The sequence below is a fragment of the Kribbella monticola genome (assembly GCF_003261635.1).
In the GTDB taxonomy this organism is placed as follows: Bacteria; Actinomycetota; Actinomycetes; order Propionibacteriales; family Kribbellaceae; genus Kribbella; species Kribbella monticola.
This window is the reverse complement of record NZ_QFXK01000018.1, coordinates 86,990-108,942: the sequence shown is the minus strand read 5'-3', so window position 1 is coordinate 108,942 and position 21,953 is coordinate 86,990. Positions and strand designations below refer to the sequence as shown.

Below are 21,953 nucleotides of genomic sequence, written 5' to 3'. Positions count from 1 at the left end.
TCAGTCCCGGTGGCCCTTCAGCCGGCGGCTGACGGCGCGTTCGGTTTCCCGGGTCGCTTCGCGTTCGGCGAGTGTTTGTCGCTTGTCCCAGGTCTTCTTGCCGCGGCCCAGAGCGATCTCGACCTTCGCGCGGCCGTCCTTGAAGTAGAGGACCACCGGGACGATGGTCAGGCCGCTCTCGTTGACCTTGCGCTCGATCTTGTCGATCTGCGCGCGATGCAGCAACAACTTCCGCTTGCGGCGCGACCCGTCGTTGAACCACCGGGCCTGCGAGTACTGCGGAATGTGCACGCCGTGCAGCCAGAGCTCCCGGTTCTCGACCATGGCGAATCCGCCGACCAGCGACGCGCGGCCGGCCCGCAGCGCCTTCACCTCCGGACCCTGCAGCACGATCCCCGCCTCCCAGGACTCACCCAACTCGTAGTCATGGGCAGCCTTGCGGTTACGCGCGACCACAGGATCGACCTCGGACTTCTTCACCTCCACATTCTCCCCCGAAGCCCACCCCCACTCGCCATTCGACGTCGGTTGAATCGATTGTGGTCTAGATCGGCGGGGTGTGCACTGGCCGCACCTGCCCTGTCTGCTGGAGGTCCGTCCATGCCTCGCTCCACCCGTCGCAAATCCACCGCTGCCGTTGCCTGCCTACTCAGCTTGACGTTGCTGATCACCACCCGCGGCCTGGAGGCGGAGGCGGCGACGACGGCGAAGCCGCCCAAGCCTTCGGCGACCGCTCCGAAGGCGAAGTCCGTTCCGGTCACCACGATCAAGCCGAAACCCGGGGTCCCCGACCTGGACGGCCGGCGTACGGTCACCCGGGCGCCCGCGGTGGTCTGGCCGAAGCCGGGTGTCGCCGAGGTCGCAGTGCCGCGGCCGGTGCAGCCGGCAACAGACTGGTCCGCTGTCCTCACTGGGCAGCACACCAAGGCGGCCGGACCTGCTGCCAAGGCCAATGGTCTTCCTGTGAAGGTCGGCCCAACTGACACTGCCAACCGGTCGGCCGCCAAAGCGGCTGCCGCGACGCCGACCAAGGTGAAGGTTTCGCTGCTCGGGCGCAGCGGCGATCAGCTGCGGCTGCAGCTCAATCGCAGCGACGGAGTTCAGCAGGCGGGCGCAGTTCAGCTGCGGGTCGACTACTCGGCCTTCGCGCATGCCTACGGTGGCGACTGGAACAGCCGGCTCCGGGTCGTCAGGCTGCCGGACTGCGCGCTGACCACACCCGGAAAGGCAGCCTGCGCCGCAGTACCGGTTGCTACGCGCAACGACGGATCCGGTGAGTTGTCGGCGGATGTGCCGGCGACGGCCAAACCGACGACTTTCGCCTTGCAGGCAGCGGCTTCCGGGCCGGCCGGCGACTCGACGGCAACCTCGCTGAACGAGACAGCGACCTGGCAGGCGGGCGGCTCGTCGGGCGACTTCACCTGGAACTACCCGATGAAGGCACCGCCGTCGCTCGGCGGCCCGAGTGCCGACGTGGCCCTCACCTACTCCTCCGGAAGCCTGGACGGACGGACCACTTCGGCCAACAGCCAGTCGTCCTGGGCCGGGGCTGGGTTCGAACTCGCACCGGGCGGCAGTATCGAGCGCAAGTACGCCTCCTGCAGCTCGAAGTCGGAGCAGTCCGGCAACAACGGCACTAAGCCGACCGGCGACCTGTGCTGGGCCACCGACAACGCGACCTTCACGCTGAACGGCTCCGGCGGCGAGCTGGTCAAGGACGACGCGACCGGCGTCTGGCACCCGCGCGTCGACGACGGTACGAAGGTCGAACACCTGTACGGCGCGATCAACGGCGACCTCGGCCCGGACGGAACCGGCGACGGCGGGAAGGGCGAGTACTGGGTGCTGACCGACAAGGCCGGCACCAGGTTCTACTTCGGCAAGAACAAGCTGCCGGGCAGCACCAGCGACACTCAGGACACCCATTCGGTCTGGACCGTGCCCGTCTTCGGCAACAACGGCAAGGACGCCACCCACCCGGCTGACGAGCCGTGCCACACCGCGACGTTCGCCAGTTCAGCGTGCGACCAGGCCTACCGCTGGAACCTGGACTACGTCGTCGACACCCACGGCAGCACGATGTCGTTGTTCTACGACGTCGAGACGAACAAGTACGCGCGGAACGTCACGGCCACGAGCGTCAGCACCTACACGCGGGCCGGCAACATCAGGCGGATCGAGTACGGCCAGACCGAGGACCGGTTGTTCAAGGACAAGCCGGTCGCGGCTGTCGACTTCGTCACCGCGGACAGGTGCTACGCCGGCAGCACGTGTGCGGCCTCCGACTACCCGGACACTCCGCTCGACCTGGAGTGCACCAGCACGTCGAACTGCAACAACCACTTCTTCCCGAGCTTCTGGACCAAGAAGCGACTGGCGAAGGTGACCACCTCCGTACTACGCGCAGGCACCTTCCAGCCGGTCAGTTCGTGGACCTTCCGGCACAACTTCCTGAACCCGAACGACACCCGATCGCCGTTGCTGTGGCTGGACGGCATCACCAACACCGGTCTGGTGGGTGGTACGGCCGCGATGCCGGAGACCTCTTTCGCCGGCACGATGAAGCCGAACCGGGTCGTCGGCACGGACGGCCTCCCGGCGATGAACTGGCCGCGGATCACCTCGATCACCTACGGCACCGGCGGTCAGCTCACCGTCGGCTACCTGGACCCGGACTGCAGTCTGCCGGGCAACGTCCCGACGCCGGACTCGAACGACAAGCGGTGTCACCCGATCAAGTGGACGCCGCAGGACCAGGCAGAGCGGGAGGACTGGTTCGGCAAGTACGTCGTCACCAGCGTCACCGAGTCGGACCTGGTCAGCGGAGTTCCGCCGGTGATGACGACGATCCAGTACGAAGGTCCGCCGGCCTGGCGTCATGACGAGGAGGACGGCCTGGTCGAGGTCGGCAAGAAGACCTGGTCGCAGTGGCGTGGCTACGAGAAGGTCAAGGTGACCAAGGGCGACGGAACCAGCGCGCCGATCGTCAAGGAGAACGTCTACTTCCGCGGTATGGACGGCGACGTCAAGGCGGACGGCAGTACGAAGAGCGTGCAGGTCACCGACTCGACCGGCGGCAAGGTCACCGACCAGAACGCCCTGTCGGGGATGATCCGCGAACAGTCGACACTCGACGGCACCACGGTCGTCGACCGCGCGATCACCGATCCGTGGCTGTCGCCGGCACGCGCCACCCGGGTCCGCTCCTGGGGGACGACCAAGTCCTACGAGACGCAGGAGAAGGCTGTCCGGCAGGACCAGGTGACCGCAACGGGACGCCGGCAGCTGTCGTCGTCGAACGACTACGATGCCGACGGAAGACTGGTTGCCACCAGCAACTTCAACGACCAGGGCACCGCCGCCGACGACACCTGCACCCGCTACAAGTACGCGGAGAACCCGTCGAAGGGACTGGCCGAGGTACAGATCGGCAAGCAGGTGGTCGATGTCGCCTGTGACCAGCCGTGGACCAAGGATCAGGTGGTCACCGACGAGCGGACGACATACGACGGCAACGCGAAACCGGAGGACGCGCCGGTCAAGGGTGACAAGACGAAGATCGAGCGGCTCTCCGGGTTCGCCGCCGACGGCACCCCGACCTACCAGACCGTGGCGGCGATGGGGTACGACGCGCTCGGCCGGCTGACCAGCCAGAAGGACGCGGCGGACAAGGTCTCCACGGTGACCTACACTCCGGCGACGGCCTCCGGCGGTCCGCTGACCCAGCGCAAGTCGGTGGACCAGAACGGGCTCGCGAAGGTCGAGGAGCTCGATCCGGCGTTCGGCTCCACCACGGCCCTGGTCGATCCGTCCGGTGACCGCACGGACATCAAGCTCGATCCGCTCGGCCGCAAGTCCAAGACCTGGCTTCCCGGTCGGGACCGGTCGGCTCCTGCGAGCCAGGTCTACACCTACCAGCTCGATCCGCTGAAGCCCGGGCTCACCACGACGACGACTGTGCAGGCCGACGGCAGTACTGCGGTCACCTACGACCTCACCGACGGTCTGTTGCGCAAACGGCAGACCCAGCAGACGTCCGGGGACGGTAGCGGCCGGGTGATCACCGACTACCTGTACGACTCGCGCGGCCTGCAGGTGAAGGAGAACGGTCCGTACTACAGCGACGCGCCGGTCAGTCCCGAGGTGGCGACACCGGCGGACGAATCGAAGCTGCCGACGCAGAAGGTCACGCAGTACGACGACCAGGGCAGGCCGGCCGCGGAGATCACCATGTCCTTCGGCAAGGAGCTCTGGCGGACCACGCACGTCAACACTGCCGATCGGGAGACCATCATTCCCCCGCAGGGTGAGCAGGCGAGCACCAAGATCACCGACGCGCAGGGCAGGTTGCTCGAGTTGTGGCAGTTCACCGGTTCGCAGGTGACCACCAGTTGCGATCCGGCCAGCTGCGACAAGACCGTCTACACCTATCACCCAGCCGGCCAGCTGGCGACGGTGAAGGATGCCTCGGGCAACTTGTGGAAGTACGACTACGACCTGCGCGGCCGCAAGGTCCGCGACCAGGACCCGGACAAGGGAGTCACCACCTACACCTACGACGACCTGGACCAGGTCGCCTCGTCGACCGACAGCCGGGGGATCACCACGCTGTTCCAGTACGACAACGGTGGCCGCAAGATCGCGACGTACCGGGATTCGATCAGTACCGCGAACATGCTGAGCTCGTGGCTCTACGACACGGTCCGTGCGGGCTCGCTGACGAGTGCGACGCACTACGTCAACGGCAACGCCTACACGTTGAAGAACACCGCCTTCGACGACGCCGGCCGGCCCACCGCCACCGAGGTCGTCATCCCGGCCGCTGAGGGTGCGCTCGCCGGCACCTACCCGGTAGGCACTACCTACACGACGGACGGTCAGGTCGCCTCCAGCACCGTTCCCGCTGTCGGTGGGCTACCGGCCGAAACCGTCAACGTCGGGTACAACGACCAGAACCTGCCGATCTCGGTCAATGGTGCCGACAACTACGTCACCTACACCTCCTACACGCCGTACCGGGAGCCGTCGATCATCTCGCTGGCCAAGGGAGACAACTGGTTGCAGCAGACCTTCGACTACGACGAGGGAACGCGGCGCTTGCTGAACAGCGCAGTAGAGACGCCGAACGAGCAGGTGTCGAACGTCAGCTACGGCTACGACCCCGGTGGCAACATCACCAAGCTCACCGAGGCCGGCGCGGCTTCGGACACCCGGGCCGACGACACGCAGTGCTTCAGCTACGACAGCTACCGACGGCTCACTCAGGCCTGGACTCCCGGTGACGGCAACTGCGCCGCCACTCCGTCCAAGGCTGCGCTCGGTGGGCCCGCGCCGTACTGGCAGAACTGGACCTTCGACAAGTCCGGTAACCGCAAGACGCAAACGAGCACGACGCCTGCCGGTACGACGACCAGCACGTACTTCTACCCGGCAGCAGGGGCTGCCCAGCCGCACGCCCTGCAGAAGGTGACGTCGACCGGTCTCGGCGGTGACCGCACCGACCAGTTCAGCTACGACGCCTCCGGCAACCTCAAGACCCGATCGCTTGCAGGCGTGACCGACACCCTTACATGGGACGCCGAGAACCACCTCAGCGACCTGAGTGGCGGCGGCAAGAGTAGCTCGTACATCTACGATGCCGACGGCAACCGTCTGCTGAAGAAGGACACCACCGGTACGACGCTGTACCTCGGTGGCACCGAGTTGCTGATGAAACCGGACAAGAGCCTGCTGGGCACCAGGTACTACAACCTGGGCGACAAGACGGTCGCCGTCCGCGTCGGGACCAAGCTGACCTGGCTCAAGACCGACCTGCACGGTACGGCGACAGTCTCGGTGGACCCCGACACACTCGCGGTGCAGCGACGCAACACCACGCCGTACGGCGAGATCCGTGGTGCGGCGCCCGCATCGTGGCCGGGGCAGCGGGGGTTCGTCGGCGGCACGGAGGACAGCACCGGGCTGGTGCATCTCGGGGCGCGTGAGTACGACCAGGCGCGTGGGCGGTTCATCTCGGTCGACCCGGTGATGGACTTCAAGGATCCACAGCAACTGAACGCGTACTCCTATGCGAACAACAACCCGATCAGCTTCAGCGACGCCGACGGCAAGTTCCCGACGCTCGTGACCGTGATGCGGCTGATCACGGTCACCCGGATGGTGACCGAGCGGATCGTGGAGTACCGGCGCGAGATCATTCACCTGGTGGTCAACATCGTGGTGAACGTGGTGGCGGCGGCGATCGCGATGATGTTCGGCAACTACGGGCTCGCCGCGCGGATGGTGATGCAGGTGCATCGCGACATCGTCCAGATCAAACGGATCGTTGTCACGATCAACAAACTGATCCGGGACTACGTGCTGGTCGCGACGAAGATCCTGGTCGACGACGGCAGGACCGGCGGTGGCGGCGGCTCCGGTGGCGGTGGCGGTGGAGGAGCGGCTGCTGGTGGTGGTGGATGGACCCCGCCGCCGCCGGCACCGGGTGACACGGCCTACCCGAACAAGGAGGAAGTGCTGCTCGAGATGGGCATCCTCGGGGCCGGTGCGAACGCCCTGATCGCGATCGGCTGCCCTTGGTGCGTGATCGTCACCGGCCCGGGCGCGGCGTACGGGATTTCCAAGCTCGACGACCATCTCACCAAGGAATGGCAGCAGACGCAGACCGACGACCACTACCGCGGACCCCGTCGCGAGCTGAACTCCATGCAGGGCAACAGTCTGGAGGATCAGTACCTCAGCTTCCGGATGGGGACCGACTTCCAGAAGCAGCAGCGGTTGAAGAACCAGCCGCCGCCCCCGCCCCCGCCACCCGCCCCGGTGCCGGATCCGAACCTGCGCTGCCACATCTGGGCGATGGGGTCGGGCGGCTGCTGATCGGCCGGCAGGAAATCGTTCAGTAGGGCAAAGCAAGAGGGGCGCCGGTTTCGCCGGCGCCCCTCTGTGTTGCTAGTCGACTCAGACGGTGACTTGTCTGGTCAGGCTGGCTGCCTTGCCCCAGCCGTCCGTCGTGGTCAGCGTGACCGTGTAGGTGCCGGCTGCCGGGAAGGTGTGGTTGGGTGCGGACGACGTGCTCACCGCCGTACCGTCACCGAAGTCCCAGCGATAGGTGAAGGTGTCGCCGACGTTCGGATCGGCGGACCCGGCACCGGAGATGTTGCAGACCAGTCCGGAGCAGACCGGCGGGTTGATCACCGGGACCGGAGCGACGTTGTTCGTCGGTTCGGTGATCGTGACCGTCTGGGTGGCCGTGCTGGTCGACAGCCACTCGTCCGTGGCGGTCAGCGTGACCGTGTAGGTGTTGGCGCTGGTGTAGGTCCTGGTCACCAACGGTCCGGTGCCGGTGCCGTTGCCGAAGTTCCAGGAGTACGTCAGGGCCGTCGGGTTCTCGTCGGTGGAGCTGCGAGCGTCGTACGTGCAGACGTTCTGGTTGCACGACACGGTGAACGCCGCCACCGGCGGGTTGTTGGCCGGGTGGGTGACTGTCACGTGCCGCTCGGACGGCACTGCCGTGACGAAGTTGTGCTGGTCGACGCCCCGAACCCGAACCGTGTACGCGCCGTCGGGGATCACCGGTGACGTGTAGGAGAAGTTCGACCCCGGCGTACCCGGGCTGGTCAGGAACGCGGTCCGCCAGCTGGCGTTCGTGCTGGTGAAGGTGCCGTTCGATCCCATGTACCGGCCGAGCGAGTCGACGATGGCGATCTCGACCCGCTGCATCGCCTGGTCGTCCTCGGCGCGGCCGGAGATGAAGATCTTGCCGTCGCTGAAGGTGGTGCCTTCGGTCGGGGTGAGCAGGCTCTCGTTCATGACCGGCGGCGTGTCACCCGGATAGATCGGGTACCGCGACGTCGCTCCGGTGGTCGAGGGGTCCTGCTGGCCGGCGGTGTCGTAGGCGATTGCCGTCACCGACCAGTCGCCCTCGGTCGGCAGGTTGACCGGCAGGGTCCACGTCGTACTCGTGGCACCCGGCGATGCCAGGTTCGCCGGCAGGGTGGCGAAGTTGGCCGACATCGTCCCGTCGGGCTGCAGGTAACGACTGGTGTCGTTGTCCCGCAGCGAGACCTGTACCGCGGACACCCCCTGGCCGTCGGTCGCCGAGCCGGCCAGGTCGAGGTGCAGGGCCTGCAGGCCGGTGATCGTGCCGGTCGGTGTGATCGTGGTGTCCGGCGGACTGTCGCCGGGGATCTGGGCACTGATCGTGAGCCGGCCCTGGTTGGTGTTGGCGGTGGACAGACCCAGTTGGTCAGTGCCCCGGACCGAGAAGCTGTACGTCCCCGGCTTGAGGTTGAACGGTGTCGTATACGTCCAGTTGTAGCTGGTCGCGTTGATGTGCACCGGCGAGACGCGGTACCAGCCCTGGATGACGTCCACGCCCCAGGTGCCGTCGGAGCCGAGGTTCTCGCGGGTGGTGCTGTTGCGCAGCTGGATCTCGACCGTGTCCAGTTGCTCGTCGTCGTTGGCCGTACCGGCGAAGGTCAGCTGGCCACCTGGAGCAACGGTCACCGTGGGCGCGGCGAGCGGCGGCGTCATCGCGACCGGTGCCGTGATCGTCACCGTCGGCGGGTTGGCCGTGTCGGAGACGATCCAGGACCGATCCGCGGTGTCCAGGGCGGACTGGCCGGTGGTGTCGGTGGATCTGGCCTGCGCCTGCCAGGTGCCCTCGGTCGGCACCGTGAGCTCGTACGACCAGGTGGTGTTCGTCCCACCCACGACGTCCGGAGTGATCCGGAACGCGTTGTAGATCGCCGAGACGGATCCGTCGTCCTGCAGGTAGCGGTTGTTGGGATCCCGCAGCGTCAAGGTCACCGAGTTGACGCCGAGGTCGTCGGTGGCCCGGCCCGTGATCGTGAACGTGGTCGTCGGGACCACGCTCGTGGTGGGCCCGGTGATCGTCGTTGTCGGTGGTGCGTCCGTCGTACCGAAGGTCTCGAACTTCTTGGTCGCCTTGGACGGGTCCGCGGCGCCGGAGTTCGCGATCGTGCGGGCGAGCACCTTCAGTGCGCGGTTGTTGGGGATGGTCAGCGGCAGCGACCAGCCGGTCGAGGCCGCGTTCGGGGTCGCCAGGGTGGCGTTGATCGTGTTGCTGGTGGTCGATCCCCAGGTGGTCAGGTCGTCGTTGAGATAGCGCCGGGTGTCCCGGTCCTGGATCTCGACCTCGACCCGCTGGACGGTCCGGCCCGCACTGGCCGACGCGTCACCGTTGATCGTGAACTCTTGGTTGATCGGCTTGACCCGGCCTTCGATCGGGTCGTTGATCGTCGTCTCCACCCCGTTGGCGGCCGGCACCGAGTTGAAGTCGTAGAACGCCAGCCGGCCGACGTTGTACTCGCCCTGGGTGGTCGCGTCACCGCCGGTGATGAGTCCCCGTGGTGTCAGCTCCATGGCTTTGTTGCCCTCGAAGGAGTTGGAGCCCGGATTGAATTGCAAGGCCGTACCGTCGACCGGGTTCAGCGCGCCGATGTGCTCGCGGTGGACGACGGCGTCGCCGAGTCCGTAGCCGGACAGCCCCTGGCCGGTGCCGTAGCCGACATCGTCCAGACCGGGCCACGGCTGCGGCGAGGTCGGGGACTCGTTCCAGGCGAAGTGGCCGCCGATGTAGACCGCGACCTCGGAGATGGCGATCGAGTACGTCGAGTCGAAGTCGCGGGCGATCCACAACGGCTGCACGTTGTCGCCACCGGTGAAGGAGTAGGCGACCACGGTGTCGTTGATCGGCGGCCGGTCGCCGCCCGAACCGCTGGTGACGGCGAAGTAGGAGTCGTCGGGCGCGATGTCGCCGCCGTAGATGCGGTTGATGCCACCGACGAACTGCAGGTTGTCGTCCCACAGCCTGGTCCGCCACGGCAGCAGCTTGTTCGTGCGCGTGTTGATGAGCGCGATGCCGTACCGGTCCTGGCCGTTCACCTGCCGACCGGTGTGCACCACCATCAGCGTGCCCTCGTCGTGGGTCAGCTTGAGCCGCTGCACGGTGAGTTCACCGTTGCTGCCGATGCCGCCGGTGATGTTGTTGACGAAGTCGGCCCGGACCACGCCGGTGACGCCGTCGACCGCGGCAAGCGCGTTACGCGGTACGCCGTTGACCGTGCTGAACCGGCCACCGACGTACACGGTGGAGTTGGTGACGGCCAGCTCGGTCGCCTTGAGGTCGGTGTTGGCCGTGAAGCCTGCGACCGGTGCGCCGGTGGTCGGGCTGAGGCTTGCGACGCCTCGCTTGGTGACCCCGTTGACGGAGTTGAAGGACCCGGCCGCGTACAGCTTCGTGCCGTCCGGCGAAGCCTCCACGGACTCGACACCCCCGCCGCCGAAGTTCGGGCGGAAGTTCGGGTCGACCAGACCGGTGGACAGGTCGTACGCCGCCAGGTTCGCCTGCGCGTAGCTGGTGGTGTTACCGGTCACCTGGTTGCGGATCGAGGTGAACCCACCCGCGACGTACACGCGGTTGCCGACCACCTCGATGTCCCAGATCTCGCCGTCGCTGATCAGCGGCATGTTGGTGCGCGGGATGTCCGGCACGATCCGGTTGTGGCCGGGGCCGGGCAGCTTGGCGGTGGTGACCGCCGTACCGGTCTTGGTGGCGGTGTGGGTGCCGTCGCTGACCGTCAGGGTGACGGTACGGGTGCCGACGGTGGTGTAGGTGTGGGCCGGGCTGTCCCCGGTACCGGTCTGGCCGTCGCCGAAGTTCCAGCTGTAGGTCAGTGGGTCGTTGTCGGGATCGAAGCTCAGGTTGGCGTCGAACTCACAGGTCATCGTCGCGCAGCCGGTCTTGAAGTCTGCGATCGGCGCCTCGTTGGTGCCGGAGGCATCCGCACCCGGGTCGATGACGACGGAGAAGTCGATGTCGCGCGAAGTCGCCGCGCTGGTGGTCGCCGTCCGGGCGGCCGCGGTACCGATCGGGACGCTGCCGTTGGAGTCGCCGACGACCGAGCTGGTCTTGCCGGTGCCGGTGGCGGCGGCCGTCGTCCTGGAGGTCACGCCGGCCGGCAGGGTCCAGGTGATCGGGTCGGTGGACGACTTCTCACTCCAGACGTTCACCAGCCAGGAGTTGCCCTTGGCAACAGTCACCGTCGGGCTGGTGTGGCTGGCCGACGAGGTGTCCAGACCGCTGATGGCCGACGCCGAAACGGTTGCGATACCTGTACTGCGGTACGCCGCCACGCTGATCACGGACTTGGTCAGTGCACTGCCGTTGACTGTCACGTCACTACCGGCGTCGGTGGTGGTTGCCTGCTTCGTCCACGCGCGACCCCGAACACCGTTGCCGTCGCGGCTCTGCAGCAGAGTCCAGCCGGGCAGCGTGTCGGTGATCGTGCTGACGGTGTCGTTGGTGGTGAGGAAGAGCAGCAGCCGGTCCTGGGGCCGCACGGCGGTCGGGATCTTGACCGAGTGGGCCGACCGGTTGCCTGCAGTACTGGCAGCACCGACGAACGAGACCTCGCCCTGGCTGACGTTGGCCACCGGGCTGACCTGGCCGGTCTTGGTGTTGGTCAGGCTGCCGTCGCTGACGGTCAGGGTCACGGTGCGGGGACCGTCGCTCGCGTAGGTGTGGTTGGGGTTGACGCCGGTACCCGTCTGGCCGTCGCCGAAGTTCCAGGCGTAGGTGAGGGTGTTGCCGTCCGGGTCGCTGGAAGTCGAGGCGTTGAAGCCACAGACCAGGCCGTTGCAGCTGGAGACGAAGGCGGCCACCGGCGGCTGGTTCACCGGGTCCGCGGTCTGGCCGGGGTTCAGCACGACGGAGAACATCACGTCGCGGGAGGTCGCCGCGCTGGTCGTCGCGGTCCGTCCTGCCGCCGTACCGGTCGGAACCGCGCCGGCGGAGTCACCGAGCACCGCGCTGACCTTGCCGGAGCCGGTACCGGCCGCCGTCGTACGGGAGGTGGCGCCGGCCGGGAGGGTCCAGGTGATCGGGTCGACCGAGGACTTCTCCGACCACAGGCTGAGTAGCCAGGAGTTCGTGTCGGCGACGGCCGCGGCCGGGGTGGTGTGCGAGGTCGCGGTCGTGTCGACACCGCCGACAGCCGACGCGGACACCGTCGCATTCCCGGTACTGCGGTAGGCGGCGACACCGATCACGGACTTGGCCGCGACGCTGGTGGTCACCGTGACGTTGGCGTTGACGTCGGCGGCGACGGCCGTCTTCGTCCACAGCCGGCCGCGGACACCGTTGCCGTTGCGAGACTGCAGCAACGTCCAGCCGGCCAGCGTGTCGTTCATGACGCTGGCTGTCTCGTTGGTGGTGATGTAGAGGACCAGAGCGTCTCCGGGCTGCGCCGTCGCGGGCACGCGGACCGTATGCGCGGTCCGGTTTCCACCGTTGCTCGTGGCAGCGACGAAGGAGATCTGTCCGGTGGCGGCAGAGGCCGACCCGGCGAGGACCGCGGTCAACGTCAGTGCGGGGACCAGGGCGATCAGTGCCGCGAGGAGCAGACTGACAGGACGCCTTCGGCCGCGAACGGATCGAGCGAAGAGCTGGGACACAATCACTCACCAACCAGATTCAGAGAACAGGACGCGGCCCGGCAAGCTGCCAGGCCGTTGCTGGAGTTCCCATGGGTGAGGCGTGCTCTGGCTGGAATCCGGCTGCCGTAGCGGCCGCAGGCACGCGTGTGACAAAGACGTCGTCGACCGACACTGCTCGCCACCCCCCAGTGACCGAGAATCCACCCCAAAGATCCGCCCCCCGGATCCCCAGGGCTGACAATGGCATTCAGCCACGCTGCGTGCAAGAGTTTCGGCACGGATTCGGCAGATCGGGCCGTTCTCACTACCGAGCGTAAGTGATATAGCGGCCGCTGTTAGGTCATTCGCTGCCGTTTCCAGAGGTATTTCAGGAACTGATTTTCGCCCGCTGGAACCTTCCTCTTTCCGGGCTGTGGCCGTGGCCGGCCGTCACCCGGTGGGCTCGCGCAAGCTGGTCAGATCTCGGCGCGTGAACAGCGCGGGGATCGTCAGCGCGGCGATCACTACCGCGGTAGCTGCGGACAGGAAATGGCGGCTGCTCGCCGCGCGCACGAGAATCGTGGCCGAGATGGCCAGGTTCGCGGCAGTCATCAGGTCGATCGACGTACACAGACGGGTCCGGCCGGCGGGTCGCACGGCTTGCTCGCAGACATCGGTGATCACCCGGGGCACCTGGAGCGCGAGGGCGAGAAGGCTGACCCACCAGACGGCCGGTAGGAGGTCTCGGACTGCAGGTGTGGCTGGTCCGGTGGTGGTATTCGCGATGACCACCACGGCGGCGCCGGCAAGGAGAGGGATGGCCAGGCGGGCGAGGCCGCGTCTGGCCAGAGTCGTCAACGCCGCGACCGTTCGTTTCGGCCAGGGCGAGCTCAGCACGATCGCGAACACCATCAGGTAGGCGGCGAAATTGAGTCCGTGGAGGATGGCCGTCTGGTCCTGCTCGCCGGTCAGATAGGCGAGCAGCCAGGTTGCCAGGGTGACGGCGGTCAGCGAGGCGGTCGCCCGGCCGTAGCGCTGGTCAGGTCGGGTGGCGGGCCACAAGGCCGGATGAAGCCATTGGCTCAAGGCTCCCGCCGCGAGGTCTGGAAGGCCTCGTACTCCGGCGGCCTCGGCCTCGAGCCGGAGCTCGTCCGCCCACCGGTCGCGGAACGATTTCGGATAGAGCCTGATCAGGGCGCCGGCGAGCTTCATGTCGCCAGCCCGAGGCTGCGCAGCCCTGTTTCGGCGACCTTGGCCATCGCCCGCAGTTGCTCGGTCAGCGCCTTGCGGCCGGCGTCGGTGAGCTGGAGCGGCCGCTGCCGGCCGGTCTCCTCGAGCGATTCGATCAGGCCCTTGGCCTCGAGCCGGCTGACCGCGCCGTACAGGCTGCCAGGGCCGAGCCGTTCGCCGGTGAGCTCCTCGATGGCGGTGTTGATCGCGTAGCCGTGCAGCGGCCCGTCCGCGAGCACGCAGAGCACCAGCGTCTGGGCGTCATTGCCGTTCATGAGCCAACGGTACTACGTTCCGCGTAGTACGCGATGTGTACTATTGCCGTCATGCGAACCAAGCAGCGCGGTCGGAGGAGCTGGCTTCAGCGACTGGCAGCCGGTACGGCGGCGTTGGTGCTGCTCGTACTCGCGGCGGGGATCGGCTACTTCGGCTACGTGCTGTCCCGCCGTTCGGACCAGATCGCGCTGCCGGCGCCGACGGGGCAGTACAAGGTCGGCCGGACGAGCTTCGAATGGACGGACACTGCAAGGCCGGATCCCTTCGTGTCCGGGCTGCCGCGCAAGTTGTCCGTCTGGCTCTGGTATCCGGCCGCGGCGGACGCCGGCGGACAGCGAGCGGAGTACGCGCCCGGGTTGTGGGACCGCCTGCACCTCCAGGGGCCGATCGCGCCGTTCGAGGGACGCTTCGAGTCGCTGCAGGACAAGGCGTTGCGGGACGTTCCCGTGGCGACCGGGCGGCATCCGGTCGTCGTACTGGAGCCGGGAATGGGGTTCTCGGCGCCGCAGTACGCAGTACTGGCTGAAGACCTTGCCAGCCATGGCTACCTGGTCGCGGGCGTCACTCCGACCTACAGCGCGAACGTGACGGTGCTGGACGGGCAGGTGGTTGGCAGTTTGAAGTCGGCGAACCCTGAGGACTTGGGAGAGAACACCTCGTCGGCCGTTTCGGAAGGAGATCGGCTGGTGAGGACGTGGGCCGCTGATGCGCGGTTCGCGGCTCACCAGGTGGCAAGTGCAGGTGGGTTGCTGACTGGGCACGTCGACACTGGCGCGCGAGTCGTCTATGTGGGGCACTCGTTCGGCGGCGCGGCGTCGCTGGAGGCTTGCCGGTTGGACGCTCGGTGCGGGGGAGCGGTCGACCTGGACGGCAGTCAGTTCGGGGAGGTGGTCACTGCCGGCCTGAAGGCGCCGATGCTGCTGCTCGGCTCGGAGGACTCCTGCATCACAGGTAGGTGCGGTCCGGCGGCAGCCGAGAACAAGGACGACGTCGATCGAGCGAAGCGCTTGCTGGCGGCGAGTTCCGGACCGACGTGGTGTTCGACGATCACCGGGGCGCGGCATTTCAACTTCACCGATTACGGCATCTACTACCTGGCTGCGCCGCTTCGGAGTTTCCTTGCTCTCGGCAACGCTGATGGGCGGAAAGTGCTTTTGCAGCAGAACGCTGATGTATCCGGCTTCGTGGACCACGTAGTACAGGGCACTCCGCTGCCAGGCCTTGCTCGTTGCTAGCCCTCAACCGAAGCTGACGCGATCGAGGTAGAAGTCGAGTAGTTCGCGGTCGCCGAGGACCTCGACGGTTTCGACCGGGCGGCGCTTGTAGATCAGGAGCAGCAGGTCCAGGACGGTACCGCGGACGGCGACCGCCGCTTCCTCATCGGCGTGCCGCCAGGCGATCACATCGCCGGTGAGGTCCACGAGCCAGTCTGCCTGCGTATCGGTGGCGTGGAAGTGCAGAGTCCGGCCGGGACCCAGCAACTCACGCATCCAGGGATGAACTTCGAAATGCAGCGGCAGCGCGCAAAGCTCCATCCACTCATCAATCCCGTCGACAGCGAGCTCAGCCTGCAGCCCGTACTCCGATCCGATGGCGCTCCCGGTCTCCAGCCGGTCCGCCGATGCGAGGGCGAGCGCCGCGTCGGCTCGGTGGATGGCCGTCTCGTGGGTCATTCGGCGAGCCACGAACTTGGTCGTCTGGTCGGCCACCGGGGTGGCCACCGCCTTGTCCGGTCCGGCTGCGCGCAGCTCGGCCGCGAGCCGGTTGGCGCCCTCGACCAGCCAGGCGCCGAGTTGCACAGGGTCGGTGTCGGTGAAGTGGGTCGGGTCGCGGAAGTCGTCCTGCCCCGGCGGCCGGCCTTTCTGGGCAACCTGCTCGGCCTCCCGATGAGCGCCACCGACATGCCGGACCAGTTGGCCGACGGTCCAGCCCGGGCAAGTGGGTACCGGCGTGGCGAGATCGGCGTCGATCAGGTGCTGCGCGAACAGGCCGGCCTGGACGACGATCTGGTCGCAGTACTCGTTGTATTTCATCGCGGACTCCGTTGATCGGGGTTGTCAGACCTCAGTCGGAGCAGCGGGGCGCTTCTTGACATCGCGCGGGAGGACGCGCGTCTCGTGGTCGGGCAGCTTGGCCCACCAGTGGTGGTAGCGGCTGTACGGGTGCGGGTCGCGCTTGGCGAGGAACTTGGTGAGGGCGCGCGCCTCGACGGCCAGCTCTTTCCACGTTTTCGCGGGCAGCCGGTGGAACGCGGTCGCCTCGATGCCGTCGTCAACGGTCCGCCAGACGCCGGCGACGTATCCGTCGACGAGCAGTGTCGGCAGCGTGTCGCCGTTGGTCCTGGTGATGATCTTGCGGTACTCCGCTGGCACGAGCCGTCCGCGGTCGGCGTACGCGAGGAGCGTGCTGTCCCACATCGGCAGGAACCTCGACGGCGCGGGTGTGTCCTCGTCGGGTCGCAGACCGCCCGGTACGTCGTACAGGTCCTTGCCGTCCGGGCCTTCCAGCGTCTCGAGTTTGTTGCCGAGGGCCTCTATTGCTGCTCGTGCGCGGGCTCGCTGGACCGAGGCGAACTGGGCGATGTCTGCCATGGTCGCCGGGCCGAAGCCTTCCAGGTAACGCCAGACCAGGGTTTGCAGCGCGGCGTCCGACGCGTCGGGGTCGAGTGGGGTGTGGGCTGCTACTGCTGCCCGGTAGGTGGGGCGGTACCCGAAGGCCCACGGTCCACCGGTCGGCGAATGCAGCACCGGCATGAACGCGCGCAGCGCCCACCACATGCTCTTCGGCGGCCCGTCGATCTGGTCCTGCAACCAGGCTTCGATCTCGGCGTTCGACCTCGGCTCGGCCAGGAACTCCAGCAGCTTCGCGATGACCGCGTCGGCGTCGTCGCGGGTCAACCCTGCTTCGGTGTAGCGCGCGTCGCCGAGTCTCGTCCGCAACGACGGCTGCATCGCCTTGTGCATCGGCAGATGGTCCTCCGCATGCACCACGTGCAAGGTGAACCGCATCAACGTCGCCTTCACCAGCTCGCGTCTGGCGAACGCCGCATCAAGCTCGTCCGGCTCGAACCCGTCGATCCGGTTCCACAACGCAACGTACGGCGACGCAGCCTGCTGCCCTTGAATCGCAACGATCCGCCGCGTGGCCTCCACCACCCCCAACGGCTCCCGCCGCAGCAGCAGTTGTCGCCCCAACGTCGCCCGATTGAGCCCACGCTCACTAACCACCATCCGCCCACCCTAGATGCCGACTGCAGAGTGTGGATGCCGGTGGTTGCGTCTGTGTCGCCGGCGGCGGCGCGCCCATCGCCGCCGGCCGGCGACTGTCCGCGGCCAACAGGCGCGGAGGGGGACCGGCAGCCGGCCCGCGGGACTCGGGTCGGCTGCCGGTGGGGTCAGCGGGTGCCGTAGAGGTGGTCGAGGGCTAGTTGGTCGAGGTGTTCGAAGGCCATGCCGCGGCGGCCGGCTTCGTCGGGGTCGAAGGATTCGGCGCGGAGAGTGGCGATCGTTTCGCCTTCGGACAAGGTGGACTGGGCGAGTTGGTCGAGCCGGGCATCGAGTAGCGCCTGCTGTACTTCGGGGTCGGCGCGGAACGCGCGCACCTTCGCGCGCAGTACGAGGTAGTTGTGCATGCAGCCTGCGGCCGAGGCCCAGACGCCGTCCATGTCTTCGGTCCGCGGCGGTTTGAAGTCGAAGTGCCGCGGGCCTTCGTAGCCACCGTTCTCGAGGATGTCGACAGTCCAGAAGGCACCGCGGGCGTTGCCGGCACCGAAGCGGAGATCCTGGTCGTAGCGGGGACCGTTCTGCCCGTTGAGATCGGCATGGAACAGCTTGCCGTGCCACAGCGCCTGCGCGAGCCCGTGCGCATAGTTGAGCCCCGCCATCTCCTCGTGCCCGACCTCGGGGTTGAGGCCGACCCGCTCGGAGTGCTCCAGCGACTCGATGAACGCCAGCGCATGCCCGATCGTCGGCAGCAGGATGTCGCCGCGCGGTTCGTTCGGCTTGGGCTCGATCGCGAACCGGATGTCGTAGCCCTGCTCGATCGCGTACGACCCGAGGATGTCGAAGGCTTCCTTGTACCGGTCGAGTGCCGCCCGCACATCCTTGGCCGCACCCGATTCCGCTCCCTCCCGGCCACCCCAGGCGACGAACGTCTCCGCCCCCAGCTCGGCCGCGAGATCGAGCTGGTCGGCGGTCTTGCGGATCGCGTACCGGCGGACGTCACGGTCGTTGTTCGTGAAGCCGCCGTCGCGGAAGACCGGGTGCGAGAAGAGGTTCGTGGTGACCATCGGGACGGCCAGCCCGGTCTCCTCCAACGCCGACCGGAACGGCTTCAGGTGGGCATCGCGCTCGGCGATCGAACTGCCGAAGGGAAAGACGTCGTTGTCGTGGAACGTGATGCCGTAGGCACCCATGTCGCTCAGCCGGTGCACAGCCTCGGCCGGATCGAGCACCGGCCGGACCGCGCCGCCGAAGACATCGACCCCTTGCCAACCGACGGTCCACAGGCCGAACGAGAACTTGTCCTCGCGAGTGGGCGTGAAGTCGGCATCGGTCATGGTGCTCCTCCTACTGATTACTGATGGGGTTACCGGCTGAAACCGGCTGTCAGACCGCTGAGCAGCTGGCGTCGCCCGAGCGCGTACAGGATGACGATGGGAAGGGTGGTCAGTACGACGGACGCCAGCACGGCAGGAACGTTGACGCTGTACTGCCCCTGGAACGTCCACAGCGCAAGGGGAAGCGTGCGTTTGTCCGGGCTCTGGGTCAGGATCAACGGCAAGAGGAACCCGTTCCAGACGCCGAGCCCGTTGTAGATGCTGACCGTCACCAGCGCCGGCCTGGTCAGGGGCAGCGCGAGCTTGCGCAACATCCCCCATTCGCTGGCGCCGTCGACGCGCATCGACTCGAACAGTTCCTTCGGAACGTCGCGGATGAAGTTCGTCAGCACCAGTACGGACAGCGGGATGGAGAACGCGATCGACGGCAGGATCAGGGCCAGCAGGCTGTCGTAGAGATGCATCCTGATGATCAGCAGGTAGACCGGGATGATGGTTGCCTGCAGCGGGATCGCCAGTCCCATCAGGAAGAGCCCGTTCACGCCGGCGAGCAGCCGGCTGCCGGCGCCGCGCACTATGGCGTAGGCAGCCATGAAGGAGATCGCCACCGCCGGGATGATCGTGCCGGCCGTGACGATCACGCTGTTCACGAAGTACCGCGGGAAGTCGGACTCGATCACGAGCCGGTAGTTCTCGATGGTCGGATCAGTGGGCAGGGCGAACGGGTTCTGGGTGAAGAACGCGCCTTGGTCCTTGAAGCTGGTCACCACGATCCAGTACAGCGGGACCAGGACGATCACGAGCCAGAGCCAGCCTGCCGCACCGCCGAACCAGTTCAGTTGGCTGAGCCGGCGCATCCCCACCGGTTTCGATCCGGCCGGCTGGGTCCTCGCACTCGAGGTCAGGACTGCCATCTCACGCCCCTTCTTGCTGGCTTGCCGTCGTGCTGCCGCCCAGTCGGCGCAGCACCAGGGCCAGGATCAGGCCGAGCACCACGAGCAGGACGGCGATCACGCTGGCCGGACCCATCAGGTTGGCCTGGAACCCGCGCTTGTACATGTCGAGAGCAAGCACCCGGGTGGCGTCACCAGGGCCACCGGCGGTGAGTACGAAGATGAGGTCGAAGAACGTCAGTGAGCCGACCACCATCAGCGTCGACGACGTGATGATCGTGTACTTGAGTTGCGGGACGGTGATGCTGAAGAACTGCCGGATCCGCCCGGCGCCGTCGATCGCGGCCGCTTCGTACATCGTGGTCGGGATCTGCCGGACGCCGCCTTGGTAGATCAGCGAGTGGAACGGGATGAACTGCCAGGAGACGACGAAGATCACCACACCCACGGCGAGATTGCCCTTGCCCAGCCAGTCCTGAGTCAGGAAACCCAGGTGCAGGCCCGGCCCCAGCCCGAAATTGGGGTCGAGCAGGGCTTTGTAGGTGATGGCGATCGCCGCCGAGCTGAGCAGCAGCGGAACGAAGTACAGGACCGCGAGCAGGGCGCGGTATCGCTGGCGGCCGGCCAGGAAGACGCCGAGCAGCAGGCTCAGCGGAGTCTGCACGGCCCAGGACAGGAACATGATTTCGAAGGTCACCAGGACGGTGTGCGGCAGCGCGGGATCGCTGAGCACCGTGCGCCAGTTCGAGATGCCGGCGGTGTGGATCGCACCGAGACCGTCCCATTGCGCGAAGCTGAGCAGCAGCACGCCGACCAGCGGGACGATGCCGAACACCACGAACATCGCCAGCGCCGGGACGACCATCCAGCTGACCGAGCCGCTCCGCCCGGCGCGCGAAGAGTGAGGCCGCAGGACCGGTACGCCGGGGGGAGCGGCCGCCGTCACTTGCCGATCACCGCGTTCATGCTGGACGCGAACTGCTGCGGCGAGATCGAGAGCTGGAACAGCTTGGCGATGTTGTCGAGCAGCGTCTCGGCCGCGGTCGGGCTGAGCGCCTGGTCCCAGGACTGCGCGAAGTTCTTGGCGTTCGCCGCCGTGTCGTAGACGAACTTCAGCCACTCGGCGTCGTTCTTGTCAGTGATCGACGAGAGCTTGTCCTTCGCGCTCTTCACGACCGGAATGTTTCCGGACTTCACCCAGGCATCCACCGTGGCGTCGTCGAGCGTGTTGTTCGCGATGAACTTCTTCGCGGTGTCCTTCTCGGCCTGGCTGGCCTTGGAGGAGATCGACATGTACTGACCCGGGTTGCCGACGGTGTCGCTCGGGTCGCCCTTGCCGCCGTCGACGGGTGGGAAGTTCATGTACCCGAGGTGGCCGCCGGTGACGAAGTCCTTGCCGGATCCCTTCATGCCGCCGTACGTCCAGGCGCCGTGCAGCATCATCGCGGCCTTGCCGGTGTAGAGCAGGGCCTGGTCGGCGTTGGAGTCGGCGGTGATCGAGGAGAAGCCCTTGATGAAGCCGTTCGCCTTGATCAGCTTCTGCATCTCGTCGAGCGCCTTGAGTGCCGACGGGTCGGACCAGGCGTCGGGCTGGCCGTCGAAGATGTTCTGGAAGACCTCGCTGCCGCCGATCCGGTCGAACAGGAACTCCAGCCACATCATGCTGGTCCAGCGTGACTGGCCGCCGAGCGAGAACGGCGCGATGCCCTTGTCGTTGAACTTCGGCACCAGGTCCATGATGTCGCCCCACGACTGCGGGGGCTGGGCGCCGATCTTGTCGAACGCGCGCTTGTCGTAGAACAACACGATCGGCGTCACGGTCTCACCAGGCACCGCGTAGATCTTGCCGTTGACCGTCGCCGCCGTGAAGGCGGACGGGAAGATCGAGTTCTTCAGGTCGGGTTGCTGGGCGAGCCAGTCGGTCAGGTCCTCGACCTGGCCGGCTTCGACGTAGGCCTTCAGGCCGCCACCGCCCCAGCCCCAGATCAGCGTCGGCCCCTGTCCGGCGCCGATCGCGGTCTTGATCTTCTGCTTGAACGCGTCGTTCTGGAACTCGGTCTGCTTGATCTTCGTGTTCGGGTTCGCGTCGTTGAACCGCTTGACCTGGGCTTCGCGGATCGCTTGCTGAGGCTGGCCGGTGAGCGACCAGTAGGTAGCCCCCGAACCGGCCGCCCCACCACCGGTCGAGCTGCCGGAGCTTTTCGGGCCGGATGTGCCGCCGCAGGCGGCCAGACCGGCTGCCACGGCGCCGCCACCGACCAAGGTGAGGAAGGTACGCCGGGATGTCGTCATGGGATCCACTGTGATCTCCGTACTCCGTGCCGAAGCACTAACCGGTTAACAAGTTGCGATGTTTCGTAACGTAGGTTTCGAGCGTGTTGCTGTCAAGGTCTTGAACTCAGCACAATGAGGAGTCAGAGTTACGATGCGGATACGCCGTACCAGCAGGCGAAATGGAGTATCGCTCCGGGCTCTACCGGTGACGACCTGATCCACACAAAGTCTCGAAAAGTTTCGATACTTTGTTACTGCTTCCGCCGAAAACTAGGGAGAATTTC

The 21,953-nt window shown here is 66.8% G+C and carries 12 protein-coding genes; 2 read left to right on the top strand and 10 right to left on the bottom strand.

The genetic code is table 11. The features are described from left to right. Positions 1-480 (bottom strand): SsrA-binding protein SmpB, encoded by a 480-nt coding sequence (gene smpB, locus DIZ26_RS08795; RefSeq protein ID WP_112239315.1) that lies wholly within the window; start codon positions 478-480, stop codon positions 1-3. A gap of 120 nt (positions 481-600) precedes the next feature. On the opposite strand from smpB, the gene DIZ26_RS08790 reads away from it, so the two are divergent. After that, complete coding sequence (locus DIZ26_RS08790) at positions 601-6,876, top strand: RHS repeat-associated core domain-containing protein (protein WP_112239212.1); 6,276 nt, start codon at positions 601-603, stop codon at positions 6,874-6,876. Between the two features lie 81 nt (positions 6,877-6,957). On the opposite strand, the gene DIZ26_RS08785 is transcribed toward DIZ26_RS08790, so the two are convergent. From DIZ26_RS08785 to DIZ26_RS08775, 3 genes are all read right to left on the bottom strand, one after another. After that, a complete protein-coding gene (locus tag DIZ26_RS08785) occupies positions 6,958-12,477 on the bottom strand; it encodes a PKD domain-containing protein (RefSeq protein WP_112239211.1) in 5,520 nt (1,839 codons plus the stop codon). Between the two features lie 411 nt (positions 12,478-12,888). Next, positions 12,889-13,650, bottom strand: coding sequence for a hypothetical protein (locus DIZ26_RS08780; protein WP_112239210.1), 762 nt, complete (start codon positions 13,648-13,650; stop codon positions 12,889-12,891). Then, positions 13,647-13,943, bottom strand: coding sequence for a PadR family transcriptional regulator (locus tag DIZ26_RS08775; RefSeq protein WP_112239209.1), 297 nt, complete (start codon positions 13,941-13,943; stop codon positions 13,647-13,649). Before DIZ26_RS08775 ends, DIZ26_RS08780 begins: the two co-directional genes overlap by 4 nt. Before the next feature lie 51 nt (positions 13,944-13,994). On the opposite strand from DIZ26_RS08775, the gene DIZ26_RS08770 reads away from it, so the two are divergent. After that, entirely contained in the window at positions 13,995-15,179 is a 1,185-nt protein-coding gene (locus DIZ26_RS08770) for an alpha/beta hydrolase family protein (RefSeq protein ID WP_112239208.1), read from the top strand. A 3-nt stretch (positions 15,180-15,182) separates the two neighbouring features. Here the strand turns inward: DIZ26_RS08770 and DIZ26_RS08765 are convergent, their stop codons facing one another. From DIZ26_RS08765 to DIZ26_RS08740, 6 genes are all read right to left on the bottom strand, one after another. Next, positions 15,183-15,977, bottom strand: a complete 795-nt coding sequence (locus DIZ26_RS08765) for a maleylpyruvate isomerase family mycothiol-dependent enzyme (RefSeq protein ID WP_112239207.1) — start codon at positions 15,975-15,977, stop codon at positions 15,183-15,185. Between the two features lie 24 nt (positions 15,978-16,001). Beyond that, positions 16,002-17,174 (bottom strand): winged helix DNA-binding domain-containing protein, encoded by a 1,173-nt coding sequence (locus DIZ26_RS08760; RefSeq protein ID WP_112239206.1) that lies wholly within the window; start codon positions 17,172-17,174, stop codon positions 16,002-16,004. Positions 17,175-17,338: 164 nt separating this feature from the next. Then, positions 17,339-18,502, bottom strand: a complete 1,164-nt coding sequence (xylA, locus tag DIZ26_RS08755; RefSeq protein WP_112239205.1) for a xylose isomerase — start codon at positions 18,500-18,502, stop codon at positions 17,339-17,341. Positions 18,503-18,531: 29 nt separating this feature from the next. Then, positions 18,532-19,416 (bottom strand): carbohydrate ABC transporter permease, encoded by an 885-nt coding sequence (locus DIZ26_RS08750; protein ID WP_112239204.1) that lies wholly within the window; start codon positions 19,414-19,416, stop codon positions 18,532-18,534. A 1-nt stretch (position 19,417) separates the two neighbouring features. Then, positions 19,418-20,260: a carbohydrate ABC transporter permease gene (locus tag DIZ26_RS08745; RefSeq protein WP_112239203.1), complete on the bottom strand. Its 843-nt coding sequence runs from the start codon at positions 20,258-20,260 to the stop codon at positions 19,418-19,420. 77 nt (positions 20,261-20,337) lie between these two features. After that, entirely contained in the window at positions 20,338-21,687 is a 1,350-nt protein-coding gene (locus DIZ26_RS08740; protein WP_112239202.1) for an extracellular solute-binding protein, read from the bottom strand. Positions 21,688-21,953 lie beyond the last annotated feature (266 nt).